Here is a 25,700-nt window from a genome sequence, read left to right on the forward strand (position 1 = left end):
GATGACCACCACCGCCGTCCCGAGGGCGGCGCGCACGGCGCGTCGAGCCCGGGGCTCCCGTCGAACGGCTGTCGCCTGGCTGTTCCTCGCACCGTTCGCCCTCGTGTTCCTGCTCTACACGGCGATCCCCACCGTCGCCGCGCTCGGGTTCAGCCTCACCGACCTGCGGGGCACGGATCTGCGTAATCCGTTCGCCGTCGACTTCACCGGACTGGAGAACTATCTCCGTCTGTTCCAGGACGACATCTTCCTGCGGGACATCCTCAACACCGCCCTCTTCGTGGCGGTCGGTGTGCCGCTGACCATGGGGATCGGCTTCGCTCTGGCCCTCGTGCTGAACGCAGGCATCCGGCGCCTGCGCGGCATGTTCCGCGTCGTCTTCTTCGCACCGGTCGTCACGAACGTCGTGGCGGTCGCCCTGATCTGGCAGTACGCCTTCAACGCCAGCGGCACCGTCAACAAGGTGCTCGGCGCCGTCGGCTTCGCCGGACCGAACTGGCTGGACGACCCGAACCTGGCCATGCCGGTGGTCATCCTGCTCGGCGTCTGGCGCAACTTCGGCACCGCGATGGTGCTGTTCCTCGCCGGTCTGCAGGCGATTCCTGAAGACGTGTACGAAGCCGCCTCCATCGACGGGGCCGGCCGGTGGCGGCAGCTGAGGCACATCACCCTGCCGCTGCTGCTGCCCACCACGCTCATGGTGTCGGTGCTGCTGACCGTCTTCTACCTCCAGGTGTTCGACGAGCCGTACCTGCTGACGAACGGCGGCCCGCTGGGCTCCACGGAATCGGTGGCGCTGTACACCTACCACCAGTTCGGGTCAGGCGAGTTCGGGATGTCCTCGGCCGCGTCCTTCGTGATGCTCGTGCTCGTGATGCTGGTGAGCATCGTCCAGTTCCGGCTGCTGAGGCCCCGCTCATGACCACTGTCGCCACGGTGCGGGACACCGACATGATCAACCACCAGGTCGCCGTGCGCCGCCGGTCCGTCACCCCGCCCCTGCTGTACGGCGCGCTGGTGCTGTGCGCGCTGCTCACCATGCTTCCGTTCGTCTGGGTGATCAGCGGCTCGCTGCGCAGCCTCGACGAGATCCGCTCCGACCCCGGTGCCTGGCTTCCGCACCACGTCACCCTCGACAATTTCACCCGGCTGTTCGCCACCGAGGGCTTCGGCGGGTTCATGGCCAACAGCATCGTGGTCGCGATCATGGTGGTGGCCGGCAACATCGTGGCGGCGTCAGCCGCCGGCTACGCGCTCGCCAAGCTCGACTTCGCGGGCAAGCGGCTCGCGTTCGGCGCCGTCATGGCGGCGCTGATGGTGCCGTTCACCGCGGTGTTCGTCACGCAGTTCGTGGTCACTGTCGACCTGGGTCTGGCGGACACCCTCGCCGGTATCGCACTGCCCGGCGTGGCGATGCCGCTGTCGGTCTTCATCATGCGGCAGTACGCGATGTCGATCCCCGGCGACCTGCTCGAAGCGGCCCGCATCGACGGCGCCGGCGAGTTCCGGATCTTCTTCCGGATCTTCCTGCCGTTGGCCGGCCCCGCTGTCGCGACGATCACGATCATGTCGTTTCTCAGCTCATGGAACAACTTCATCTGGCCGCTCATCGTCGCTCAGAGCATGTCCAGTTACACGCTCCCAGTGGGTCTCGCCGCCACCAGCCAGGCCGCGTCGCACGTCACCGACTACGGACTGCTGCTCGCGGGAGCGATCGTTGTGATGCTGCCCGTGCTGGTGCTCTTCCTGTTCCTGCAGCGCTACTTCGTTCAGGGCATCGCCGGAACGGGAATGAGGTGACCGGTGTTGGATGACCGAATGGACTCACTCGACACCCCCGGCGAGCCGGTCACCGTTCACGCTCCCGCAGGCACGATCATCGGCCGTCGCACCGGCCGCGTGCTGCGCTTCCTCGGCATCCCCTACGCCGAAGCACCCACCGGTGCCCGGCGGTTCGCCCCGCAGCGCGTGCCGCTGTTCGCCACGACGACCGTGCCGGAGCCGTCGATACCGGGCGACGACGTGCTGAACCTCGGCATCGTCGCCCCGGCCGCGGACGACGACCGCCTTCCCTTCCCCGTCCTGGTGTGGATCCACGGCGGCGCCTTCCTGGCCGGGAGCCCGGCCAGCCCGTGGTACGACGGCCGCGCCTTCGCCCGCGACGGTGTCGTCTGCGTCACCGTCGGCTACCGGCTGGGCGTCGACGGATTCGCCCCGCTGGACGATGTCCTCCCGAACCTCGGGCTGCGCGACCTGCTGCTCGCCCTGGACTGGGTACAGGAGAACATCGCCGCTTTCGGCGGCGATCCTGACCGGGTCACCGTCGCCGGCCAGTCGGCCGGGGGCGCCGCGGTGCTCGCGCTGCTCTCCTCACCCGCGGGCAGTGGTCGCTTCCACCGCGCGGTCAGCCTGTCCGGCGGCATCTTCGACGTGGGCACGGACGCCGCACGCGACGTCCTCGAACGGCTCGGGCACCGGCTCGGCGTGCCGCCGACGCGCATCGGATTCGGCAGCCGCACCGTGGAGCAGCTCCAGCAGGGTGTCATCGACCTGCGGAACGAGCGGGGCAAAGGCGACAGGCTCGCGCTCGTACCGTGCGTCGGCGACGACATCCTGCCGGTGCCCATCCCCGATGGACTCACCGTCCATGGCCACGGCGTCCCGGTGCTGCTCGGCGCGACGGGCGATGAGTTCGACAGCGGCGTCGGACCGGAGGCCACAGCCGCCGCCCGCGCGGCGGGCACCCGCGTGACGGACACTCTGTTCCGCTCCGCCTGCGCGCGCACGGCTGCCGCCCGCCGCCAGGCCATCGCCGGCACCTGGCTGTATTCCTTCGAATGGCCCTCCCCGGTGCTCGGCGGCGCCGCGCACTGCGTCGACATCCCGTTCTTCTTCGACGTGCTCGACGCGCCTGGAGTCCCCCAGGCGCTCGGACCGAACCCACCCGCCGAACTGGCCACGCTGATGCATGCCGATCTGGTCGGGTTCGTACGGGGCCAGGAGCCGGCCTGGGCGCGGGCGACCGGCGGGCTCGGCGATCCGGCGCGCGAATACGGCCGGCCAGGAGCGGCGCTCGCGGCCGACACCACGGGCGTGTTCGACCCCGTGGTGCGGGCGGTGTCCCAGGCGGCGGAGGGGTGTTGATGACCGGGATGAACCAGAGCGCCGTCCGACGCGTCAACACCTCGGTCACCCTCCGGGCACTCGCCGTGTCGGCCGGGCCGATGACGCTGGCCGCGCTCGCCGAGCAGACCGGCCTGTCCCGCCGCACCATCGAGCTCATCATGGACTCGCTCGTGGAGGCGGGCTGGGTGACCGAGCTGGACCGCGTGCCGACCAGCGGCTACGCGGGGCGCCCCGCCCGCCGCTATGAACTACGGGCCGAACACGCGCTGCTGGCGGCCGTTTGCATCACGACCTCGGACGTGTCCGCGGTCATCGCCGATGTGCGCGGCCGCATCCTCGGCCGGGCGCACCGGTTGCTGCGCGCCTACCAGGATCCGCAGGTCACCCTCGACGACGCGGCGGCGCTGGTGCTGGAGGCGCTCGACGACGCGGGCGGGCCGACGGACCGGCTGCGCGCCGGTGCGGTCGCCAGCGGTGGCGCGATCGACGACGACGGGGTCGTACGGCGCCTGGTGCACACGACGCGTTGGGAAGGCGTGCACCTGCCCGGAGAACTCAGGCGGCGGATCCGGGTGCCCTGGTTCGCGGACAACGACACCAACCTCGGTGCGCTCGCGGAGCGCTGGCGGGGCGTGGCCGGAGACCACGACAACGTCGTATGGGCGATCCTCGGGAACCGAACGGGCCTCGGCATCCTCATCCGCGGAGCCGTGCACCGCGGTCTGGACGGCTCCGCGGGTGAGATCGTCGAAGCTCGGTCGATACCGACCGGCTCGATCGAGAACCGCCCGGTGGCCTGGCTGACCTCACCGGAACCGGCCGAACGGCGCGTCGCGCTCGGCCGCTTCGCCGCGGCTCGGGCCGGTGACACGACCGCGCTCGCGGAGGTCGACGAATTCGTGGAGAACATCGCGTCGATTCTCACCACCTTGTCGTGGACCATCGCACCGTCGCTCATCGTGCTCGGCGGCGGCCTGGAAGACGCGGCCGACGTGCTGCTGCCCCGGGTGCGCGCGGCGTTGCTCGATGCTCGCACCCCCGCGGTCGAGTTGCGTGCCACCGGCCTGGGCCGCGACGCCGCGCTCATCGGCGCCGTCAAGCTGGCCCTCGACCGCATGGACACCGAACTGTTCGGCCCACTCACCCCGAGCGCATGAGCGGGCACCGACCCCCCAACACCTGTGGCACAAGACATGGAGTCTCACTGTGACCGACACCTCCCGCACCGATGTCCTCATCGTGGGCAGCGGCATCATGGGATCTGTCGTGGCCCGACTGCTGCGCGAGGCCGATCCGACGCTGGACATCACGATGGTCGACGGCGGCAACGCGATCGGCGAGGCCCCCGGCCTGCACTTGCACGACCTCGACGACCCGGCCCTCTGGTCGCGCTACAACGAACAGGTGGCCGCCGGCATCCAAGGCATGTACACGGGTGCCGAGGTGGTGCGCGAGGTCGCGGACAGTCTCACCGACCTGACGCCCGGCATGTTCCACGCGCTCGCCTTAGGCGAGGACGCCGAGGCGATGCCGGCGACCGCGCTCGCGTGGAACGCGGGCGGCATGGGCGTGCACTGGACCGCCGCGACGCCGTGGCCCGCCGGAGAGGAGGTGTTCGACTTCGGCGACCCGGACCGCTGGGCGGCGGACCTGGACACCGCCCGCCGGTTGCTCGCGGTCACGCCGTCCGCGATCGGCCCGACCGAGGTCGGCCGGATGGTGCTCGACGTCCTGCGCCGGCGCTTCGACGGCGTCGGACCTGGCGACCGGCGACCGCAGCCGATGCCCATGGCCGTCACCGCGACGGCATCGGGTCCCATGCCGCGCACGGCCCCAGGGACGATCTTCCCCGCGATCGCGACAGGCGGCGACCCGGGATTCACCCTGACGACCGGCACGCTCGCCACGACGCTCCTCGTCTCCGGCGGCCGGGTCGCCGGGGCCCGGCTGCGCCGCATCGCCGACGGAGCCGAGTGGGAGCTCCTGGCGGACGCCGTGGTGGTGTGCGCCGACGCGCTGCGCACCCCGCAGCTGCTGTTCGCCTCGGGCATCCGGCCCGCGGCACTGGGCCGTTACCTCAACGAGCACGCGTTCATCACCGCTCGGGTGCTTCTCGACCTCGACCGGTTCGGCGTCGGCCGCGACGCCCTGCCCCTGCCGCGCCCCGGCGAGTTCAGCACGGACTCGCTCTGGCTGCCCCATAACGGAGCGGCACAGCCGTTCCACGGCCAGATCATGAACCGCACGTACGTGGACGAAGACGGCCACCCCCTCGCGCACTCCGTGGGCCTTTCGCTGTACACCCCCGTCGAGTCACGCCCCGAGAACCGGCTCGTGTTCTCGGAAGCCCAGACCGACCTCGCCGGAATGCCGCGGATCACCGTCGAGTTCGGCTACTCCGACGCCGACCGCACGCTGATCGGCCGCGCGCTCGACGAAGTCGGGTCGATCGCCGAGGAGTTCGGCTCCTTCGATCCCGCGACCGAGCGTGCGCTGCTGCCGCCCGGCTCGTCGCTGCACCAGACCGGCACCGTCCGGGCCGGCCTGGCCGACGACGGCACCAGCGTGTGCGACCCGGACGGCCGGGTGTGGGGCTTCGACAACCTGTACCTCGCCGGCAACGGTGTGATCCCCACCGCGATGGCCGCCAATGTCACCCTGACCGGCGCGGTGACCGCCGTACGGGCCGCCCGCGCCGTCGCCGGACGACACGCGGCGCCCGCCGCACACCGAGAGGAAGCACGATCATGATCGACATCGCCAAGGAATACCGCGTGGCGCTGCCCGCGTGGATCGACGACGAACTGGCCACCGTGCCCGCTCTCATCCCCGACCGCGACGAGCGGATGCGCCTCGTGCACCGCCTCGCCGACCGCAACTGGCGCGAGGGCAATGGCGGCCCGTTCGCCGCACTCGTCGCCGAGCGGGACTCCGGCCGGATCGTCTCGGTCGGCGTGAACGTCGTGCTCGCCTCCGGCGTCTCCAGCGCGCACGCCGAGGTCGTCGCGCTCGGACTCGCCCAGACGGCGACCGGCGGCTGGGACCTCGGCGGCGACGGGTTGCCTGTACACGAGTTGGTCGTGAACTGGCGTCCGTGCATTCAGTGTTACGGCGCGGCCATGTGGTCCGGGATACGCGGCCTCGTGGTCGCCGGCGAGGGACCGGAGCTGGAGCAGATCACCACGTTCGACGAGGGCCCGCTGGGCGCGGACTGGGCCGAGCAGTTCGAAGCACGCGGCATCCAGGTCACCCGGGACGTGCTCCGGGACGAGGCGCTCGCCGTGTTCCGCGACTACCGCAAGGCCGTCGACGCCGGCGGCGTCACCGTCTACAACGCCCGCGGAGGTGCCGCATGACGCAGGACGACACCACCGAGCCGCGCTTCGCCACCGACATCATCACCTTCTACCACCCGAAATTCTGGGGACTCGACTCCGCCGACGCCTTCCGCGACTGGGCCGTCAAGAACCCTGACCGTTTCTGGGAGCGGGTGCTGGACGCGCTGGCCGAGGCCGGTGTCAGCGGCATCGAGCTGACCTTCGCGCCCGGCGACATCGACTCGGCCCTGCGGGCCTTCGGCGACGCGCCGTCGTTCCGCCGCGAACTCCGGGCTCGAGGCCTGTCCGTCGTGAGCGCCTTCATGGCTGCGAGCGCATCACCCGACTGGCGGCACAGCGAGAACCTGCCCGCGATCGTCGCCGACGCCGAGCGACACGCCGCCTTCCTCGCCGACGTGGGCGCGGAACTCCTCGTCGCCGGACTGCCCATGCGGACGACGTTCGGGACGCGCCCGCCCTTCTTCGTCGACGCCGCGTACATGACCCGGATGGCCGACATCGCCCACCTGGTCGGCGAGGCCGTCGCTCAGCACGGCGTGAAGCTCGCCTTCCACACGGAGTCCAACAGCACCCTCTGGTACGAGAGGGACATCGACCTGTTCATGGCGTTGACCGATCCCCGCTACGTCTGGCTGTGCCCCGACTCCTGCCACATCGCGCTCGGGGGAGGCGACCCCGTCGCCGTCGCGCGCCGCCACGGCCCGCGCATCGCACTGGCGCACTGGAAGGACGCGGTCAAGCCCATCGACGTCGAACTCACCATCGACGAAACGGTCTTCGCTCAGCAGCAGCCCTACATGACCGAACTGGGCACGGGCATCGTGGACTGGCGAGCGTGGGCCGACGCGATGTCCCGCACACCCGGCGCCGGCATCGTGCTCATCGAGCTGGACGAGGCGCGTGATCCCGTCGCCGCGCTCCGGGCGGGGACGGCCGTGGTGCGGGAGGCCCGGGCGTGATCGGCCGTCCCCAGGCTTCATGCCAACCACGTTCCAGCGCCTCGCAGTGACCACCGAGGCCGACCGAAAGGAAGCCGATGTCCTCACGAGCGCCTGAGTACTTCACCGTCCCGGCGGTCGACATCTCCCCCTACGTACAGGGAGGACCGGAGGCGGAACGCCGCAGGGTCGCACAGGAAATCGACGATGCCTGCTCCAGCGTGGGCTTCATCCAGATCATGGGCCACGCGATCCCGGACTCGGCGATCGCCGGCCTGGCCTCGGCAATAGACGCCTTCTTCACCCTGCCGCTTGCGACAAAGCGGACCTACTGCGTCACGGGGGCCAACCGCGGCTACAGCCCGCCCAAGAGCGAGTCCCTGAGCCTGAGCCTCGGCGTCGAGTCGGCCAGCCGTATGAACGACTTCTTCGAGGCCTTCAACGTCGGCGTGGAGGCACGCTCGTTCACCTCGCTGGACCTGTCCGAGGAGGACTACGGGATCAACGTGTGGCCCGAGATCGGCGGTTTCACCGAGGCCGTCCAGGCCTACTTCGACCACGCCGGCCGGGTCGCACGCATTCTTACCTGGGCCTTCGCCGACGCCCTCCGCCTGGAGCCCGAGTTCTTCGCCCGGCTCACCGACCACTCCATCGACGTGCTGCGCATGAACAACTACGCCCTGCCCGAAGGAACGATCACCCTCGACGGCGACCTCATCGGGATGGGGGAGCACACCGACTTCGGGATCGTCACCGTCCTGTGGGCCGACCAGGTCGCCGGCCTCCAGATCCTCGGCCGGGACGAACACTGGCACGATGTCGCGCCGGCCGACGGCGCCCTGCTGGTCAACCTCGGCGACCTCACGGCGCGGCTCACCAACGACCGATGGATGTCGACCCTGCACCGCGTCAAGCCCCCCATCGTGGACGGCACGATCAAGCGCCGTCGCTCCGCCGCCTTCTTCCACGACGGCAACCCCGACGCTGTCATCGAGACCCTGGCCAGTCACCATGACGCCTCCGGGCTGGCCTACGAACCGATCACGGTCCGGGACCACATCAAGGCCAAGCTGGCCGGATCACGGCAGGGCAAGAAGAACCGTGCCGCAGTACGCGAAGCCGCACGCGTCCTGGCCGCCGCGAAGAAGAAACCATAAATCGGATGGGTTGTCTGAAGGGCGGCGTGGTCGCCAACAAGGTCATCCCCACTGGCGACTACGTGCGCTGATGGTCGGATGATTCCGCCGCCCACCTGTCACAGGCCGGACCACTGCCCTGTCTTATTGGCAGGACGGTCTCACGGAGCGACAGGAGGAGATCTTGCCACCAGCCAGCATCCGGATCCGGATCCGGATGAGCGCGCGTCCCATCGACGAGCCGAACCGCGCCTCCAGCCAGCTGGAGCTGCTGTTCGACCTCACCTTTGTGGTCGCGGTCGCGGCCGTCACCGCCCAGCTCGCCCACGAGATCATCGAGGGGCATGCTCTGGCTGGGATTGTCCCGTTCTTGCAGGTCTTCTTCGCGATCTGGTGGGCGTGGATGAACTTCACCTGGTTCGCGTCGTCATATGACACTGACGACGTCGCCTACCGGCTGCTGACCATGGTGCAGATGGCCGGCGTACTGGTCCTGGCCGCCGGCGTGCCGGCCGCGACCGAGCACGCCAACTTCAGCTTCGTCACGCTGGGCTACGTCATCATGCGGATCGGACTCGTCGTCCAATGGCTGCGGGCCGGTCTGGAGGACCCGGCGCGCCGTCGCACCGCGCTGCGCTACGCCGTCGGCATCTCCGTCGTCACGGCGGGCTGGATGTACCACTCGATGGCCGCGCCCGTGACCGCCGAGCTGCCACTCTTCCTCCTCCTGGCGGTCCTGGAGCTCGCGGTGCCCCCGTGGGCGGAGCGGGCAGAGCCCACCACCTGGCACCCGCACCACATCGCCGAACGTTACGGCCTGTTCACGATCATCCTGCTCGGCGAGAGCGTGCTGGCCGCGTCCAGAGGCGTCGCGGCAGCGCTCGAAACGACCGAGATCAGTAGCCCTTTCGTCATGATCGCCGTGTCCGGCCTCGTGGTGCTGTTCGCCCTGTGGTGGCTGTACTTCCTGGTGAAGGCCGGCGAAGGGCTCAGCGACCGCCGCGATCGTTCATATCTGTGGGGATACGGCCACTATGGCATCTTCGCAGCCCTGGCCGCCCTCGGCGCCGGCCTTGAAGTCGCGGTCGAGCAGAGCGGGCACGTCATCACGGCCGGACCGCTCATGGTCGGCTACGCCGTCGCGATCCCCGTCGGCGTGTTCCTCATGCTGCTGTGGATAGTGCACGCGCGGGTCGTGGCGGAGTCCGTGATTCATCCCGTCCTGTTGTCGGCCTGCGCCGTCGTCGTCCTGGCGCTGCCGCTCGCGGCGCCCTTGATCGGCGTGCACGGCGTGGTCGCGGCGATCGCGGCGAGCTGCGTCCTGTCGGTCGCCGTCACGATCGCCTTGAACAACGTCCGCGTGTCGGCGCCGGATTTCGGGACCGAGCGCGGCTGGCGGCGGATCAGGGCCGCTCAGGAGGCACCTGAGTGATCTTGTCCGTTCGCCTACGCAGAAGGCTGCCGTCCGCCCGACCCCGCCTGGGCTGTCGTGCATGTGTACATCCGTCAGTCCCGCGCTCTCCGATCCGAAGCCACCCCTCTACTTGAACGGGGTTCCCCGGCTCCGGAGGTGCTGACGTCGGTCGGGCTCCGGGAGTGGGCAATGCACCCCTGCATGACGATTACTCCATGTTCGCGAGTTCGCTCTCAAAGCGCTTGCGCAGCGCGTCCTTCTCAGGCTTCGGCAGCCAACACGCCTCCACCCCGGCCAGCGCCATCGCACGCAACCGCTCATCTTGTACAGCGAGCTGATCGGAGAGGATCCGATACTCGTTCGCCAGCGACGTCGGGAACATCCCCGGGTCGTCGGAAGCGGGAATGACGTTGAGCCCGGCCTCGAGCATCGCCGCGATCGACGCCCGCCGCCACGGCCGCCACGAGCGCCGCGAGGTGGTCGAGATGACAGTGAACGGGATCTGCTCGTCCCTGACCCTGGCGACGGCCTCGTCGTCCTCGAGTACGAAGTAGCCGTGGTCGATCCGGTCGCAGCCGAGTATGTCGAGGCAGGTGATCGTGTTGGCGGCAACGGGCGCGTGCTCGGAGGAGTGAGCAGTGCGGCGGAGCCCGGCCTCACCGGCGAGCCGGAAGGCGGCCTCGAACCGCTCGGGCGGCCCGGCGGTCTCCAGGTTGTCCAGCCCGATCCCCGCCACGTAGTCGTGCGGGTTGTCCACAATCGTGCGTATCCACGAGAGCGCCTCCTCGCCCGACTTGCTCCGGTCGATGGCCGCGATGAGTCTGCCTGTCATGCCGAAGTCGCGTTCTGCCATCCTGATGCCCTCGGCGTACGCCTCGATCACCGTGGCGTAGCCGAGCTTCTCCTGATGTTCGGTCAGCGCGTCGAAGGAGAGCTCGAGATGCCTGGTCGCGCTGGTTCGGTGGGCGTCCTCGAAGGCCTCATAGGTGATTCGGGTGAGATCGTCAGGGTCGCGCAGGACCTGGACAACCCACGAGGACACCTGGAACAGCGAGTAGGAGGTCTCGGGCTCTTCCGCGCTCCTGCCCTGCGGAACCGGGATCCGGGTGTTCAGGTAGAGTGCCGGGTCCGGCGGAAGCGAGTTCACATCCGCGTAGATCCGCTCGGGCGTGTCGGGCAGGTCGAGCCCCTCCCGCCTGGCCAGCTCGGCGAAGGTCGAGGCGCGCACGGTGCCGATGAGGTGGCAGTGCAGATCGACCTTGGGCATCAGGTCGAGGTTCACTTGCCGGCCACCTCGCGGGTGAAGCGGTCGACCCAGGTGGCGCGGGTGTCGACGAGCTGGGCGGGGTCGAGGATCTTGAACCCGGCGGCCACAGGGTCCTTCGCCGCCTCGCCCGTTACCTTGGCGATGTCGGCCGGGATCTCGGCCTTCGGGTTCGTGGGCAGGTCTCCCACAGCCTTCGCCATGGCGCTCTGCGCCTCGGCCGAGAGCATGTAGTCGATGAACTTCGCCGCTCCCTGCTGGTTGCGCGCGCCCTTGGGGATCATCGCCCGGTTGGTGGCCATGTAGCGACCCTTGGCGGGAGCCGTCCAGGCGATCTGCTCGCCCGAGGTGACAAGCTTGGTGGCGAAGCCGCTCAGCGCGTCGGCGGCGACGATCTCGCCTTGGGTCAGCAGGTTCGTGACCTCGGTCGAGGAGGTGTAGAACTGCAGGACGTTCGGCGCCCAGCCGGCCAGGGTTTTCAACGAGGTGTCGATGTCGTACGGGCCGTTGCCGTACGACTCGCCCACGCCCGAGATCATGAGTTGTCCGGCGGTCACCGAAATATCGGGGAGCGCGACCTTTCCCTTGTTCGCCGCGTTCGCGAACAGCTCCCAGTCGGCGGCCTGCTTCTGGCTGAGCTTGCCGGTGTTGTAGATGATCCCGTTGAGCTGGTGCGTGTAGGCCGGCCCCTCGTAGGCGCCCTCGGTAGCGAACGGTGCGAGCTCCTTGATGTTGGGCACGTCGACCTTTTGGAAGAGGCCGTCCTTCTGCCCGAGTGCGGCGAAGTAGTCGGAGATCAGCACCACGTCCGCCTCCGGCTCACCTTTGGCGAGCTTCAGCTTCGACAGCCGGTCGGAGTTGGACCCGGTGTCCAGCTCGACCTTGATTCCCGTCTGCTTGGTGAACGGAGTGACGACGGCCTGCTCGAACTCCTTCACGCCGAAGGGGAAGGTGCTGACGACGATGGTGTCCTGATCGGCCTGCTTCTCACCGGAGCCGGAGCCGGAACATCCGGCGGCGGCGAGCACTGTCAGAGCAGCGGCCAGTACGGCACGGCGCGTGGGCATGGGATTCCTTCTTTCAGCGGGGTAGGGAGACCAGATGGTCGTCTGGCGCGATCACCGTGACGCTCGATCCGGGTGTCAGGGTCGCGCCGCTGCGTACGTCGGCGAGCAGCCTGACGGTCGCGCCCGACGGGTCGACCACGTCGAGCGAGACCAGCAGGTCGACGCCGCGGAAGGCCACGTCGACCACCGTCGCGTCAAGGCCGTGACCTTTCTCGGCGATGCGCAGATGCTCGGGCCGGATGGTCAGAGGGGTGCCGTCGGCCGCGGTGAGGAAGTTCTCGTAGCCGAGGAACTCGGCGACGAAACGGTCGGCCGGACGGGGGAAGATCTGCTGAGGAGGGCCCTGCTGCACGATCCTGCCTTCGTTCATGATGACCATCTCGTCGGACATCTCCAGCGCCTCGTCCTGGTCATGGGTGACGAGGATGACGGTCAGCTTGGTCTCCGCCTGGATGCGCCTGATCTCGGCCCGCATCTGGACGCGCAGGCGGGCGTCGAGGTTGGACAGCGGCTCGTCGAGGAGCAGGAGCCTGGGCCTGATCGCGATCGCCCTGGCCAGTGCCACCCGCTGCTGCTGCCCGCCGGAGAGCTTTTTCGGCTTGCGGCCGGCCAGGTGCGCGAGCCCGACGAGCTCGAGCGTCTCCATGACCCGCGACCGTCTTTCCGCGGATGACATCTTGCGCAGCTTGAGCCCGTAACCGACGTTGTCGGCCACCGTCATGTGCGGGAACAGCGCGTACGACTGGAAGACCATCCCCAGATTCCGCTTCTCCGGCGGCGTACGCGTGCTGTCGATCCCGTCGATGCGGATCGTCCCCGACGTCGGTGCCGAGTAGCCCGCGATCATCCTGAGCGTGGTGGTCTTGCCGCAGCCGCTCGGGCCCAGCAGCGTCGTGAGCTTCCCTGACGGCATGGCGAGGTCGATCTCATCGACGGCGGTGAAGGAGCCGAACCTCTGGGTGACTCCGATCAACTCGGCGGCGGCGGTCATTGATTGATCCCTCCGAAGATCTTGGCGAATCCGACCGTGCGCTCGGCGATCACCGCGATGACCACGGTGGCGGCCAGGATGAGGGTCGAGGCGGCGGCGACCATCGGGTCATAGGACTGCTGCACGTAGTCGAGCATCGTCACCGGCAGCGTCCGGAAGTCGCGTCCCTGCAGTAGCAGCGACAGTGGCACGTTGTTGAAGGATGTGACCACGCTGAGCAGCCCGGCGGAGAAGATTCCCGGCCGCAGGACGGGCAACGTCACGTTGAAGAACGCGCGCAGCGGCGAGGCGCCGAGACCCCGGGCGGCCTCCTCCAGCACGGGGTCGGCCAGCGCGAGCGAGGCGCCGGTCACACGCACCGCATAGGGCAGCATCAGCGCCGTGTGCCCGACCAGCAGGGTGCTGAAGTTGTCCAGGTCCATGCCGATCATCAGCTGCTGGAACAGCGCGAGGCCGACGACCAGCTCAGGGACGATGAGCGGCGACAGGAACAACCCCTCGACCAGGCCCTTGCCAGGGAGCTTTCCACGGTGGATGGCGAGCGTGGCGGGCACGCCGACCAGCAGCGCGAGCGCGGTGGCGAGTACGGCGAGCTCCAGGCTGGAGATCGCGGCCTCGATGAACGGCTCGTAGCCGAGCGCCTCTTCGAACCAGCGCAGCGAGAGCCCGTCGGGCGGGAACCTCAGGGTGCTTCCCGCCGTGAAGGCGGTGGCGACCACGAAGATGATCGGCACGATCATGATGATGTAGCCGATGACCGCGAGCGCCGCTGTGATCGGCCGCTTCATGAGGTGGCCCCCTTCCGCCCGATCAGCGAGGACAGCCCGGAGACCAGGAAGACCAGGACCGTCATGATGAGCGCCGTCGCCGAGGCGGCGGCCCAGTCGACCGTGGTGCTCGCGTAGGTGAAGAGCTGCGTGGAGAGCATCCGCTGGCTGGACCCGCCGAGCAGATAGGGCGTGGTGTAGGCGGTGACGGACCCCGCGAAGACCAGGGTGGCGGCCACCACGATGCCCGGCATGGTCAGCGGGATGACGACGTTCCACATCGTGCGGATCCTGCTCGCGCCGAGCCCGCGCGAGGCGTCGTCCAGGCCAGGATCGACCTGGGCGACGGCCGAGTAGCAGGCGATGATCGCCAGCGGCAGGAAGAGCTGGGTGAGGCCGAGGATGATCGCCAGTTTGGTGTAGAGCAATTGCGGCGCCACGTCGACGATGCCGAGCTGGACGAGCAGTTGGCCGAGGGCTCCCTTGGAGCCGAGAATCACCAGCCAGCCGAATGTCCGCACCACGTTGCTCAGCATCAATGGGAAGATCGCCACTGCCAGGAAGACTCCGCTCCAGCGTGACGGCGAGCGGGCGAGCCAGTAGGCGATGGGAAAGCCGAGGACGACGCAGATGATCGTGACAGCCAGAGCCAGCCCGACCGTGCGCCCGATCACCTCCAGGTCGTAGGGATCCGTGAGCATGTCGCCCAGGCGCGCAAAGATCTCGCTGGTCGGCACGTCCGGCGGCGCGAAGAGCATCGCGGCGGAGGGGATGAGGAAACCCGCGACGAGCAGGACGAGACCAGGCACCAGTAGAAAGGCCGATTTGGGGGAGATGTCGGCGTCCTTTCTCAGTGGCGTACGCTTGCCTGGAACCGGTTGTGGAACCGGTTCCAGAAGCTGACCATAAATTATGAGCGGCCTCGCGCACAAACCCGCGTGTGAATTCCGTGTAACGACTCAAGGAGGATCAGTGCCGACACTCGCGGACGTCGCCGCGCTCGCCGGGGTTTCCAAGGCGACGGCCTCCCGCGCCCTGGGCCGGCCGGATCAGGCCGCCCCGGAGACGGTGGCCCGCGTCCGCGCAGCCGCTGAGCAGCTCGGATTCGTCCCCAACCGGGCAGCCACCCAGCTGGCCCGCGGGAAGACCGGGGTGGTCGCTGTCGTGGTGCCCACGCTGGACAACACCTTCTTCACCCCGATCATCGGCGGTGCTCAGGCGCGTGCGGCCGGCTCGGGCATGCAGCTGACCATCGCGGTGCACTCTCTGGAGCACGCGGCCCAGCTCGCCGCGGTCGAGCAGCTCGCGCACCAGGTCGACGGCTTCCTGCTTACCGCGCCCCGAGGTTCAGACGAGATCGTCCGCGCCGCCGCGTCGTTCAAGCCGACCGTCCTCATCGACCGTGAGATCGAGGGCATGACCTCGGCGGTCGCCGACACGGCCACCGCCTTCGGCGCCCTCGTCACGCGCTTCGTCGAGAAGGGCCACGAGCGCATCGTCTACATCGGCGGCCCGGCGGGCTCCTGGCAGGATCGTCAGCGCCAGGCAGCCATCCGCGCTGCGGCCGCGTCAAATGGCGCAACGCTGACCATGCTCGGTCCGCACCCCTCGACGTTCGCCGCCGGAGTGGAGACGGCAGAGGCCGTGGTGGCCGCCCGCGCCACCGCCGTAGTCCCCTACGCGACCTCGATCGGCCTTGGCCTCATGTTCGCCCTGCTCAGCCGCGGGATCCGCGATGTCGTGGTCAGCTCGGAGCGCATGATCGTCGACAGTCTCGGTCTCGGCGACGTCCCCTCGATCGACGTGGACGGCGAAAAGCTCGGCGAGGTGGCCATGGACCAGCTCATGACCCTCCTCGGCGAGCGCAGGGAGCCACCGCCACCCACCAGACGCCGCCTCACCGTCCCGATCAGCTAGGCGGATCGTCCGCAAAGGGATCCCGACAGAGCGGCCACGATGGCGCTGGCCTCGGGCACCGAGTTGCCTGAGGCTGCGTGTTCGCCCGGTATCTCTCGCAAGCCGAGCCGGTATTTTCCGCGAACCAAGACGTCGGGGCGGAGGGGATCAGGAGCCGCGGGGGTCGGGGAAACCGATCCAGCGCAGCAGGATCATCCGGGCGCCGGCGGGTGCGTTGTCGCGGTCGGTGCCGAAGCGGTGCACCAGTTTGAGGTACTCCTCGTGGAATTCCTTGAGCTGTGCCTTGGTCATGAAGGCGCTGGCGCGGGAGCCCTGCTGCCAGTCGCCGGCCTCGTCCCGGTTGTGGGCGAACGCTGACAGCAGCCGGAGGTCCTCGGCGAGTTTGGAGTCGCCCAGTTGCTCGGCGAGGTCTTGTTCGGCGTCGGTCAGTTCTTCGCGGTCAGGCATCCGCCGGTCGGCTTTGACGACGTCCCACCAGCGTTCCCGGCCTTTGGCGCGGTCGCGCAGCTCGGTCACGAAACCGGTGTCGGACAGCATCCGCAGGTGGTAGCTGGTAGTCCCGGTGTTCTGGCCCATGGCTTTGGCCAGCGTAGTGGAGGTGGCCGGGCCGTGGTTGGCGAGGTGGCGGAGGATCTCTCGCCGCAGTGGGCTGGCGAGCGCCTTCATCGCCGCCGGGGTGTGCATGACCGGTTCGGTTCCCATTGGACCAGCTTAGCCGTACCGAGACAATTATGCAGAAGAGTTCATGCAGAGAAAAACTTGCAGAAAAAATTCTGCAAGGCTAGGGTCGGCGTCCATGAACTGGAAACGAATCGCCGGGCTGTCCTTCGTCACCGCACCACTGTTGGTACTGGCCGGCTGGGCGTTGATGCGCCTGGGCGGAACGGGTGGCCAGGAACCCGGCTGGACCCTGGCCCACATCGCCTGGGTCGTCAACAGCGTCATGCAAGCGATCGTCTGCGTAGAGCTGTATCGACGTGCCAAGGACACCACTTCGGGAGGGCGGCTGCTGGCCACCGGCTCGCTGATCGTCGGTGTCATCGGCGCGGGCTGCCTGCTCATCCAGATGGTGATCGATCTGGTGGTGGGCTTCTCCACCGACAACCGCACCGACATGCGGGTCCTGAGCGGCCAGATCCACGACCTGCCCGGGGTGCAGTTGGCCGTCTACGACGTCGGGCCGGTGCTGCTGTCCCTGGCGCTGATCGTGCAGGCGATACACCTCGCGGTGCTGGGCAGGGGCACCACACTCTTCGCCACCCTGGTGACCGTGGCGGTACTGGTCAACGGCGCCGAGCTGCTGGTGGAGATCCCGTTGCGGCTGGCGCAGGCCGGATCGGCGCTGATTCTGTGGCTGGCCTTCCTGCCGGTAGGACGTGAACTGTTGCGTCGCAGCTCATCCGACCTGACCCGGGCGATGACGATGACCTGGCCAACCCTCGCCGGGTGGTCACTCATCCTGGCGCCGGTGGGGCAGCTCGGCGGCTGGACCTTCATGAGGTTCGGCGGCAACGAAGGAGTCGAGCCATGGTCGACGATCGCGCATTCGGTGTGGCTCATCGGTTTCGTGCTGCTGGCCCTCGCCTGCGTCGAACTGTTTCGCCGGGTCCGAAGCCGCGGTGCCGGGCAGATCCTCGCCAGGGCGAGTCTCGCGGTGGCGCTGATCAGCGTCACCGCCTCGATCGCCGAGATGGTCATCGACCTGTATGTCGGATTCGCCACCGGCAATCGCGCGCAGGAGGAGGTCCTTTTCGAGCAGATCCGAAGCATCCCGGCAGCCGAACCGATCCTGTATGGATTCGGCACCCAGCTGGTCTACCTTGGGTTCCTGGTCCTGATCATTCAGTTGGCCATCCTGAGGCGAATCAGCACGACGACCCTGACGCTGGTCATGGCCACCCTGCTCCTGTTCATCGGCTACGAAGTGCTGGACGGACCCGGCCGCCAGGCCCTCATGCCGTTCGCGGTCCTGTGCATGTGGCTGGCCTTGGCGCCCTTGGGATGGCGCCTGCTGAAGTCAGCGACCCCGGCCGCCCACGCGATCACGCCGTAGCGGTTCGGCGGCCTGCGGCGCTCTCCGCCGCCCTCGAGATAGGCCCGGAGACTGCGAGGCCCGCAGAATCGACGCCCAACCGGCCGAGCTTGAGGAATGCCTCATGGATGTCGGCACGGATCTCCCACCGGATGCGCGGGCAGTACTCGTCGTGGTCGTAGCCACGGTCGGCCGGCTCGGCGTCCGGGCGCTGGCGGGGACGGCCGCGCTTGCCACGCACCTTCGGGATGGCCCGCAGCAGCGGCGGCAACTGGGTCACGTCGTTGCGGTTGGCGCCGGTCACGATCACGGCCAGGGGGATGCTGGTGGCGTCGGTGATCAGGTGGTGCTTACTGCCGGCCCGGCCTCGATCGACCGGGGACGGGCCGGTCGACCCAGGCAAGTCCGCTTCTCCGGAGGCCGGCTACGACGCCGGCCGCGATGACGATGACGGCGGCCAGGGCGGGTACCCAGTCGCCCAGCCGCACGTACGGGGTCGTCTCGTGGGACAGCGGCACGTCGATGATGAAGGTGCCGCGGTAGTCGGGCGAGACCCAGGCCAGCGGCCGTCCGCGTGCGTCGAAGGCCGCGGAGGTGCCGTCGAGCTCCACGAGCACCGCCGAGCGCCCGGACTCGACCGCGCGGACAGCCTCGAAGCTCGCCTGCTGCGCGTGTGCCCAACTGCTGTGGAAGGTGGTGAGGGAGCCCTGCACGATGGTGACGTCCGCGCCCATGCGGGCAAGGTGGCGCCGCATGTCGGGAAAGGTGGACTCGTAAGAGATGAGCGGGCCGACCGTATACCCGGATACCGCCAGCGTCGTCGGCGTATCGCCGGTGGACCGGTCTTTCTCGGCCGCCTCGGTGATGTCGGCGACCCATCCCAGCAGCGGGCGGAGGGGGATGTACTCGCCGAAGGGCACCAAGCGCTGCTTGACGTACGTGCCGGTGAGCCCGCCGGGGGAGTACTGGTAGGTCGACTTGGTGATCTGCCCGGAGGGATCCGCGGCGTCCACGTTGACCAGGAGGTCGCTCCCGGTCTCGGCGGCGGCCCGACGTAGCTGGAGGTCCACGTCGGGGTGCTGTGGGGGATGGAAGGCGACGCTGCTCTGCCCCCACACGACGACGTCGTGGTCATGGCCGGCGAGCTCGCGGGTCAACCGCAAGTGGGCGGCCAGCCGCTGCTTCGGGCCGGGGACGTCCCCTGATTGCACGCCCGCGACCCGCATCGTGCCCGTCACCTGCGGTTCAGGCCGTAGCAGCCCGAATCCGACGGTGGCCACGACGAGGGCGGCGGCCACGCCCACGCCGGTCAGCCGCGTACGGAGCCGGACGCGGGGCAGCACGGCGGCGGTCAGGGCGACGTTGACGGCGACCAGGAGGAAGCTCAGCAGCCATACCCCGCCGACGGCGGCGACCGCCAGTGCCGGCCGTACCTGCCACTGGCTCAGGCCGAGCAACCCCCACGCCCCGCCCAAGTGCTTCCATGATCGCAGCGCCTCGGCGACCAGCCACATCGAGGGCAGCACCAGCACCGCCGCCAGCAGCCCGGCCGGCGTGACCCGGCGCAGCAACCCGTACGCGACGAGGCCGAACGGTATCCAGACCAGGCCGGCGACCGCCACCACGAGCACCGAGAATGCGCCCAAGGACGGCAGCATCCAATGGTGCAGCGTCGCGAGGAAGCCCACTGCCGCCAACCAGCTTCGCAAGGCCGCCTCGCAAGCCGATCCCGCGGCGCTGAGCAGGACCAGGACGGGTACCAGTCCGATCCACGCCCACCACCACGCGTTAGCTGCAGGGAAGGCCAGCGCCAGGCCAGCGCCGGTCATCAGGGCGAGCAGCCGGCTGCCCCACCGCACCGCCGCGACGTTCACCAAGGCGACCCACCGGTCCCCACAGAGCGCCGGCGATCATCGTCGGCTGAGCGCGGCCGGAACAGCTGAACCAGCTCCATCGGCACCCGGAAGACGGGATGAGGGACGGCACCTCCGGTGGGATGGTCCTCGTCCGGCAGGGTACGGTGAACGAGCCCGCGGTTCTCCGGTTTCTTGCGGCGCCGAGCACGTTTCACGTCGTATGCGTGGCTACCGGTACGTGGCATGAGCACCACTCCTTCCGGCTCCCCACCGATTACCCCGCAGTTCTTCGGTGATACGTACGAGCGGACCCGCCAGGTCCTGACGGTCTATGACCAATGCCGGACGACCGCGCTACACGCCTGGGGACGTGGCCCCAGAACGTGTTCCGTCCGGGGATGACGGGCGACCATCGGCACGCCACCCACGGTGCGGCACCCCTGTGCGCCTCGCGCCCCCAAGCTGATCATCGCAACGCAAGCACCAATCATACGGCGTTTGCGCACGTCAGGTCTGTGTAGGTGATCAGCAAGCCGTGCCACGATCTCGCCGCCGCAGTGATCGACGCCTTGCCTGACAGCCCCGAACTCCTCACCGGTCTGCGCCGAGTGCTCGAGGCCAAGGACGCGTTCGTGCGCGCCGCAGTAGGCCCTCCTCGCACCGGCAGGCCAAGGAATCGAGAACGCGATCAAGCACGGTGCCGCAGGGCAGTGAGTCCGTAGCGGTGGCGGCGCATTCCGCCCCACGGATCCGGGACGAGGTCAAGGCGGTCGCAGACCGCCCTGGCGGGTAGAGCCTGACAGGATGATCCTGCCCTGGGCGCCGCCATCCCGGACAGCGCCACCACGAGATCAGCGCTGACGCTGAGGTTTCCATAGCGAATATGACGAGCAGTTCACACCCTTCGGCGGTGCAGGACCCGGCATGGGGTAATGCCAGAGGGGGCCCTCGGACTCTGACCTGGGCCGCCTCATCGCCATCTGCACCATGGGGGCAGAAATGGGAGACACAATCCAGCTTGTCGAGGAGACGCCCTACCGCTTCCGCATTGAGCGGCATGGACCGATGCGAGTGCCCGGCGTCGTCCTGGCCTCGCGCGCGCTGCTTCCTGAGGACCAGGCGCTGCAGCAGGTCGTCAACGTGGCCGCCCTGCCGGGCATCGTCCGAGCCTCCTACGCCATGCCTGACCTGCACTGGGGCTACGGATTCCCGATCGGCGGCGTGGCCGCCACCGACATCGCGGCCGGGGGCGTCATCTCTCCGGGCGGGGTCGGCTTCGACATCTCCTGTGGAGTACGGCTGCTCGCGGCCGACATCGATCGCGACCGGCTGGCACCTCGAATAAACCGGCTCCTGGATCGCCTCGATCACGTCATCCCGCGAGGTGCCGCGCGCGGCGCCGTCTGGCACCTGGCCGGGCGGGCGCAGCTGGAAAGGGTACTGTCCGACGGAGCCCGGTACGCCGTCGAGCAGGGCCACGGTGTGGCGCGGGATCTGGAGCGCTGCGAGGACTTCGGCGGGGTCGCCGACTCAGATGTCTCCCAGGTTGGTTCCCGGGCCATGGAGCGAGGGCTGAACCAGGTGGGCAGCCTCGGCTCCGGCAATCACTTCCTGGAGATCCAGGCGGTGCAGGAGATCTACGACGAGGCGGTGGCGGCCGCGTTCGGCCTGAACCGTGGCCAGGTGTGCGTGATGATCCACTGTGGCTCGCGCGGGCTCGGCCACCAGATCTGCACCGACCATGTACGCGCGATGGAGAAGGCAATGCCGCACTACGGCATAACGGTGCCCGACCGGCAACTCGCCTGCGCCCCGGTCGATTCTCGCGAAGGCCGCGCATACCTCGGCGCCATGGCCGCCGCAGCCAACTACGGGCGGGCCAACCGGCAACTGCTCGGCGAGGCCACGCGGCGAGCCTTCGCCGACATCGCCGACAGCGGCCTGGATCTGGTGTACGACGTCTCGCACAACCTGGCCAAGATCGAAACACACGACGGCGTGCAAGTGTGCGTCCACCGTAAAGGGGCCACCCGGGCGCTGCCGCCGTATCATCCCGATCTACCGGCCGACCTGGCCCCGGCGGGTCAGCCTGTGCTGATCCCGGGCACCATGGGCACCGCCTCTTATGTGCTCACCGGCGTTCCGGGCGGCGAGGCATTCCACTCCACCTGCCATGGCGCGGGCCGTACCCAAAGCCGCCACCAGGCGGCGCGTTCCACCGGCGGCCGGGAACTACGCGACCGCCTCGAGGCGCAGGGCATCGTCGTACGCGGTGCGACCTGGCGAGGGCTGGCCGAGGAGGCGCCCACAGCCTACAAGGACGTCGACGCCGTGGTCACAGCCAGTGAGGGAGCAGGACTATGCCGCAAGGTCGCCCGTCTGGTCCCCCTCGGCGTCGTCAAAGGCTGAAGGAGCAGAAGGGAGACGCCGATGAGGGCCGATGCCGGACACCGCGCTCTTCCCCACACCGCCGACACCCGTATCCAGGCCTGGGCACCGACCACCGGGGAATGCATCGCCCAGGCAGTGCTCGGCATGGTGGAGAGCTTCCTCGACCTGCGCGGCGCCGCCGCCAGCGGTGAGTACGACTTGCGTGTCGAGCCCGGCGAGCCTCAAGACCAATTGGTGGCCGTCCTGGACGAGGTCATCTACCTGATGGACACCACTGGACAGATCCCGATCAAAGTGGCGGCCCAACAGGAACAGAACCGTCTGAGCCTCCACCTGACGATGGCCGACCTGACGACCGTACCCCAGACCGGAGCGGCACCTAAAGCCGTCACCCTGCACCAGCTGACCTTCGAACACGATGCAGGCCAGTGGACCTGCGCGGTGACCCTGGACGTGTGAGGCCATCGGGCACGATCGACCTCGGACCCGATCGTCACCGCCGGGGGTGGTCATCAGATCGGCAGCGGTGTCGGCTCCTGACCTTCGGGCCCTCCTTGCTCAGGGAGCGACGCAATCGGGCACGCAACGGCGGCTGGTAGCCCTCCCCGTAGTACTGCTCCTTGAACTCCTCCTTGCGCAGCAGATCCGCCTCCGAGATGACGCCGACGACATGACCTTCGCCGTCGACGACAGGAACAGCGCTGACGCCATGAGCGATCAACACCTCGGCCACGTCCCTGAATGAGGCGCCACCGTTCACCGACACCACCTCACGGGTCATCACATCCCGAACCTTGACGCGCATCGCATCCCCCTGGACGGCATCCGCACTCGGGAGTTGCCCCGACCGAGCACGGTGGGCTCCACAGCTCCCGCCTCTTCGGGTGTTACTGCCCGTCAATCCCATCTCGGATCGGTCTTATGGGCAGATGCCGGGGGTCGCCGGTCATTCGGGCCCTGAGACAGCGCGGGCCCGGTGAGATCCGGCTCGCCCGGCACTTGCTCGGGCCGGACCTGTCAAAGATCGTTCTCATCCCACAGCGGGTCGTCGCGCACGTCCACGACGCCGTTGACGCGGACCGCGGGTGCCGTTGTCGCGGTCGGCGCCGGTCAAGATGACACCCTTCTGGAGATTCGCAGTTTCTTGACGTTAACGGTTCGCGGCGTGGGTGGGATCAGACACGGCTGCGCGCCGTCCACAGCTCGGGGAACACGTTCTTCACAGCCCGCTTCTCCAGCCAGGCCACGCCCGCCGAGCCTCCGGTTCCGGTCTTGGCACCCATCGCGCGCCGGGTCGCCACGAGATGGTCATTGCGCCAGCGCCACACCAGCTCGCCGACGTCCGTCAGCGCCTCGCCGAGCCGTGCCAGGTCGGCGTCCCGATCGCCGGAGTAGATCTCCGCCCACACCGCCTCGACCTCGGCGGAGGGCTCGTACCGTTGCGACAGATCCCTTTCCAGTACGGCCTGCGGTACGGCGTGCCCGCGCCGGGCGAGCAGGTGCAGCACCTCGTCGTACAGGCTCGGCTGGTGCAGCGCCTTCTCCAGCTCCGCGTGGACGCGCGGCGCGCCCCGGTGCGGCACCAGCATGGACGACGACTTCTCGCCGAGCAGGAACTCCATCCGCCGGTACATCGCCGACTGGAAGCCGGAGCCCTCGCCGAGTGCGGCTCGGTAGGCGTTGAACTCAGTGGGCGTGAGCTGCGACAGCGGCCGCCAGGAGGCGTTCAGCGCCTCGAGCTCGCGCACGCTGCGTTTGAGCGCGTCCATCGCGACGGGCAGCCGGTCCTCGCGCAGTGCGCGACCGGCGGTCTCCCACTCATGGACGATCACGGTGAACCACAGCTCCATGACCTGGGTGGTGACCAGGAACGCCATCTCTCCCGGGTCGTCGGAGAGTGGGTGCTGGAGGTGGGTGAGGACGTCCGCATGAACGTAGTCCTCGTACGGGGTCGTGCCCGCGAAGTCGAGGTTCGGAGAGTCCGAACCGACACCGGCTTCTCGGGACTCGGGGTGATGCGACATCGCTGTCTCCTCGAGGCGCGCTACCGGGTAGCGGTCCGCTCCCTTCCTCTCGGCACTGGAGCCCCGGTCCCCTCGGGCCCGTCCGTCTCGGTACGGCGTCGAGCCCATCAGACATGGTGCGGGATTGTGTCCCGATATGGCAAATGCTGTTCGGGTGGTCGGGTTCGGAGCCGATCGTCGTCGGCAGGCATCACGTCCGCTCCGGCGAGGGAGTACGCCCGGGCCACTGACGGCCCGATCACTCCGGGCGCGCCCGGCGAGCCCGACCCTCCGCCTCTGGGCGCCCGAGCAGCTTCTCGATGCTGCGGCGCTCCCGTTTGGTGGGACGACCCGCGCCACGAGCGCGAACGGCCACCGTCACGGCCTCCTCGCGCGGAGGAGGCGGAGGGCTCTTGTCGACGTAGCACTCGGCCGCCACGGCGGCGCCGACGCGCTTGGTGATGATCCGGGAGACGACCACGATGCGTTCGCGCCCCTCGTGCCGGAGCCGAATCTCGTCACCGACCCGGACGGCGTGCGCGGGCTTGACCCGCACCCCGTTGACCCGGACGTGCCCGCCCCGGCAGGCGTCGGACGCGATCGAACGAGTTCTGGTCAGCCGCACCGACCAGATCCAGCTGTCCACCCGGGCGCTCACCTGCTCACCTGCCACCCAGACACTGTACTGAGTGACGCGACACCCGTGGCTCGCACGTGCGGTCCGCAAGACGGATGAGGAAATACGACACAACGTGTCGGGTTTTGATTCGAGCATGGTTTCACCGGTCGGCGTCGATGGCGGACGTGGACCGGGCCCTACGGATAGATAAGGACCTCAATGCGCGAAACGCCAGAAGAGCTCAAAGAGCTCCAGGCCCTCCTCGACGCCTCCCTCTCCCGCTCCACCTCGCACCTCCGCTCGATCATCAACAGCGAGCGCACGCTGACCGCGGAGCAGCTCACCCAGGTCCTCACCGGCATGTGCACCCTCGCCCTGTCCACCGTGACGGCGAAGGGCGAGCCGCGGATCAGCGGTGTGGACGGGCATTTCCTGCACGGCAAGTGGTACTTCGGCACGGCGCGCGGCGCGGCCAAGGCCCGCCATCTTGCCGCTCGCCCCGCCGTCAGCGCCGCGCACATGTGCGGTGAGGACCTGGGCGTGTTCACGCACGGCACGGTGGAGATCCTCAACCCCCAGGACGCCGAGCCGGCTGCAGACTGGCCGGACCTGCGCGCCTACTTCAAGGACTTCTACGGCGACGACTTCTTCGACTGGGACAACGACGTGGTCTACTACCGGCTGCATGCGCACTGGATGACCGTCTACGCCCCCGATATCGCGAAGCTCACTGCGGCGTCCCAGTCCTGATCCGCAGCACAGGCCCTAGCGGGACCGTGTCCCCTATGTCCGAGCCGGCCGGTCGGGTGCACAGGTCATCGGAGAGCACTTGCATGTAGCG

The 25,700-nt window shown here is 68.7% G+C and carries 24 protein-coding genes and 1 pseudogene; 14 read left to right on the plus strand and 11 right to left on the minus strand.

What is annotated here, in order from left to right:
- Position 1 precedes the first annotated feature (1 nt).
- The 9 genes from ACTWPT_RS30205 (at position 2) to ACTWPT_RS30245 (ending at position 9,970) form a co-directional block, all read left to right on the plus strand.
- On the plus strand, positions 2-922 hold the full coding sequence (locus ACTWPT_RS30205; RefSeq protein WP_443180868.1) for a carbohydrate ABC transporter permease: 921 nt from the start codon (positions 2-4) through the stop codon (positions 920-922).
- A complete protein-coding gene (locus ACTWPT_RS30210; protein WP_443180869.1) occupies positions 919-1,800 on the plus strand; it encodes a carbohydrate ABC transporter permease in 882 nt (293 codons plus the stop codon). Before ACTWPT_RS30205 ends, ACTWPT_RS30210 begins: the two co-directional genes overlap by 4 nt.
- A gap of 3 nt (positions 1,801-1,803) precedes the next feature.
- The gene (locus ACTWPT_RS30215; RefSeq protein ID WP_443180870.1) at positions 1,804-3,144 is read left to right on the plus strand and encodes a carboxylesterase family protein; all 1,341 of its coding nucleotides are present in this window, start codon (positions 1,804-1,806) and stop codon (positions 3,142-3,144) included.
- Complete coding sequence (locus ACTWPT_RS30220) at positions 3,144-4,283, plus strand: ROK family protein (protein ID WP_443180871.1); 1,140 nt, start codon at positions 3,144-3,146, stop codon at positions 4,281-4,283. Before ACTWPT_RS30215 ends, ACTWPT_RS30220 begins: the two co-directional genes overlap by 1 nt.
- A 49-nt stretch (positions 4,284-4,332) precedes the next feature.
- Complete coding sequence (locus ACTWPT_RS30225) at positions 4,333-5,877, plus strand: GMC oxidoreductase (RefSeq protein WP_443180872.1); 1,545 nt, start codon at positions 4,333-4,335, stop codon at positions 5,875-5,877.
- Complete coding sequence (locus ACTWPT_RS30230) at positions 5,874-6,482, plus strand: hypothetical protein (protein ID WP_443180873.1); 609 nt, start codon at positions 5,874-5,876, stop codon at positions 6,480-6,482. The genes ACTWPT_RS30225 and ACTWPT_RS30230 overlap by 4 nt, the downstream gene beginning before the upstream one ends.
- Positions 6,479-7,423, plus strand: a complete 945-nt coding sequence (locus ACTWPT_RS30235; protein ID WP_443180874.1) for a sugar phosphate isomerase/epimerase family protein — start codon at positions 6,479-6,481, stop codon at positions 7,421-7,423. Before ACTWPT_RS30230 ends, ACTWPT_RS30235 begins: the two co-directional genes overlap by 4 nt.
- A gap of 77 nt (positions 7,424-7,500) precedes the next feature.
- Complete coding sequence (locus ACTWPT_RS30240; RefSeq protein WP_443180875.1) at positions 7,501-8,559, plus strand: isopenicillin N synthase family dioxygenase; 1,059 nt, start codon at positions 7,501-7,503, stop codon at positions 8,557-8,559.
- A 196-nt stretch (positions 8,560-8,755) separates the two neighbouring features.
- Entirely contained in the window at positions 8,756-9,970 is a 1,215-nt protein-coding gene (locus ACTWPT_RS30245; RefSeq protein ID WP_443180876.1) for a low temperature requirement protein A, read from the plus strand.
- Between the two features lie 190 nt (positions 9,971-10,160).
- On the opposite strand, the gene ACTWPT_RS30250 is transcribed toward ACTWPT_RS30245, so the two are convergent.
- Genes ACTWPT_RS30250 through ACTWPT_RS30270 form a run of 5 tightly spaced genes read right to left on the minus strand, consistent with a single transcriptional unit; the run spans position 10,161 to position 14,850 of the window.
- A complete protein-coding gene (locus ACTWPT_RS30250) occupies positions 10,161-11,234 on the minus strand; it encodes an adenosine deaminase family protein (protein WP_443180877.1) in 1,074 nt (357 codons plus the stop codon).
- Positions 11,231-12,283, minus strand: a complete 1,053-nt coding sequence (locus ACTWPT_RS30255; protein WP_443180878.1) for an ABC transporter substrate-binding protein — start codon at positions 12,281-12,283, stop codon at positions 11,231-11,233. Before ACTWPT_RS30255 ends, ACTWPT_RS30250 begins: the two co-directional genes overlap by 4 nt.
- Before the next feature lie 13 nt (positions 12,284-12,296).
- Positions 12,297-13,274: an ABC transporter ATP-binding protein gene (locus tag ACTWPT_RS30260; RefSeq protein ID WP_443180879.1), complete on the minus strand. Its 978-nt coding sequence runs from the start codon at positions 13,272-13,274 to the stop codon at positions 12,297-12,299.
- Complete coding sequence (locus ACTWPT_RS30265; RefSeq protein WP_443180880.1) at positions 13,271-14,062, minus strand: ABC transporter permease; 792 nt, start codon at positions 14,060-14,062, stop codon at positions 13,271-13,273. Before ACTWPT_RS30265 ends, ACTWPT_RS30260 begins: the two co-directional genes overlap by 4 nt.
- Positions 14,059-14,850 carry an ABC transporter permease gene (locus tag ACTWPT_RS30270; RefSeq protein ID WP_443180881.1) on the minus strand — a complete coding sequence of 264 codons (792 nt, stop codon included), beginning with the start codon at positions 14,848-14,850 and terminating at the stop codon, positions 14,059-14,061. Before ACTWPT_RS30270 ends, ACTWPT_RS30265 begins: the two co-directional genes overlap by 4 nt.
- A gap of 163 nt (positions 14,851-15,013) precedes the next feature.
- Here ACTWPT_RS30270 and ACTWPT_RS30275 point away from each other — a divergent pair, with 163 nt between their 5' ends.
- On the plus strand, positions 15,014-15,958 hold the full coding sequence (locus ACTWPT_RS30275; protein ID WP_443180882.1) for a LacI family DNA-binding transcriptional regulator: 945 nt from the start codon (positions 15,014-15,016) through the stop codon (positions 15,956-15,958).
- A gap of 147 nt (positions 15,959-16,105) precedes the next feature.
- Here ACTWPT_RS30275 and ACTWPT_RS30280 read toward each other — a convergent pair whose 3' ends face one another.
- On the minus strand, positions 16,106-16,660 hold the full coding sequence (locus ACTWPT_RS30280) for an ArsR/SmtB family transcription factor (protein ID WP_443180883.1): 555 nt from the start codon (positions 16,658-16,660) through the stop codon (positions 16,106-16,108).
- 94 nt (positions 16,661-16,754) lie between these two features.
- On the opposite strand from ACTWPT_RS30280, the gene ACTWPT_RS30285 reads away from it, so the two are divergent.
- Positions 16,755-18,011 carry a hypothetical protein gene (locus tag ACTWPT_RS30285; protein WP_443180884.1) on the plus strand — a complete coding sequence of 419 codons (1,257 nt, stop codon included), beginning with the start codon at positions 16,755-16,757 and terminating at the stop codon, positions 18,009-18,011.
- A 142-nt stretch (positions 18,012-18,153) separates the two neighbouring features.
- On the opposite strand, the pseudogene ACTWPT_RS30290 reads toward ACTWPT_RS30285, so the two are convergent.
- Positions 18,154-18,381, minus strand: a pseudogene (locus tag ACTWPT_RS30290) (transposase); the annotation flags it as partial.
- Positions 18,341-19,819, minus strand: a complete 1,479-nt coding sequence (gene lnt / locus ACTWPT_RS30295; protein WP_443180929.1) for an apolipoprotein N-acyltransferase — start codon at positions 19,817-19,819, stop codon at positions 18,341-18,343. The pseudogene ACTWPT_RS30290 and the gene lnt, both read right to left, overlap by 41 nt.
- Before the next feature lie 1,026 nt (positions 19,820-20,845).
- On the opposite strand from lnt, the gene ACTWPT_RS30300 reads away from it, so the two are divergent.
- A complete protein-coding gene (locus ACTWPT_RS30300; protein WP_443180885.1) occupies positions 20,846-22,255 on the plus strand; it encodes an RtcB family protein in 1,410 nt (469 codons plus the stop codon).
- Positions 22,256-22,276: 21 nt separating this feature from the next.
- The gene (locus ACTWPT_RS30305) at positions 22,277-22,696 is read left to right on the plus strand and encodes an archease (protein WP_443180886.1); all 420 of its coding nucleotides are present in this window, start codon (positions 22,277-22,279) and stop codon (positions 22,694-22,696) included.
- 34 nt (positions 22,697-22,730) lie between these two features.
- Here ACTWPT_RS30305 and ACTWPT_RS30310 read toward each other — a convergent pair whose 3' ends face one another.
- The 3 genes from ACTWPT_RS30310 to ACTWPT_RS30320 form a co-directional block, all read right to left on the minus strand.
- The gene (locus ACTWPT_RS30310; RefSeq protein WP_443180887.1) at positions 22,731-23,042 is read right to left on the minus strand and encodes a CBS domain-containing protein; all 312 of its coding nucleotides are present in this window, start codon (positions 23,040-23,042) and stop codon (positions 22,731-22,733) included.
- 370 nt (positions 23,043-23,412) lie between these two features.
- Positions 23,413-24,261 (minus strand): tryptophan 2,3-dioxygenase family protein, encoded by an 849-nt coding sequence (locus tag ACTWPT_RS30315; protein ID WP_443180888.1) that lies wholly within the window; start codon positions 24,259-24,261, stop codon positions 23,413-23,415.
- 238 nt (positions 24,262-24,499) lie between these two features.
- Positions 24,500-24,913 carry an RNA-binding S4 domain-containing protein gene (locus tag ACTWPT_RS30320; RefSeq protein WP_443180889.1) on the minus strand — a complete coding sequence of 138 codons (414 nt, stop codon included), beginning with the start codon at positions 24,911-24,913 and terminating at the stop codon, positions 24,500-24,502.
- A 165-nt stretch (positions 24,914-25,078) separates the two neighbouring features.
- Here ACTWPT_RS30320 and ACTWPT_RS30325 point away from each other — a divergent pair, with 165 nt between their 5' ends.
- Entirely contained in the window at positions 25,079-25,609 is a 531-nt protein-coding gene (locus ACTWPT_RS30325) for a pyridoxamine 5'-phosphate oxidase family protein (RefSeq protein WP_443180890.1), read from the plus strand.
- Positions 25,610-25,700 lie beyond the last annotated feature (91 nt).

This window comes from Nonomuraea sp. 3N208 (assembly GCF_052245935.1).
Taxonomy (GTDB): domain Bacteria; phylum Actinomycetota; class Actinomycetes; order Streptosporangiales; family Streptosporangiaceae; genus Nonomuraea.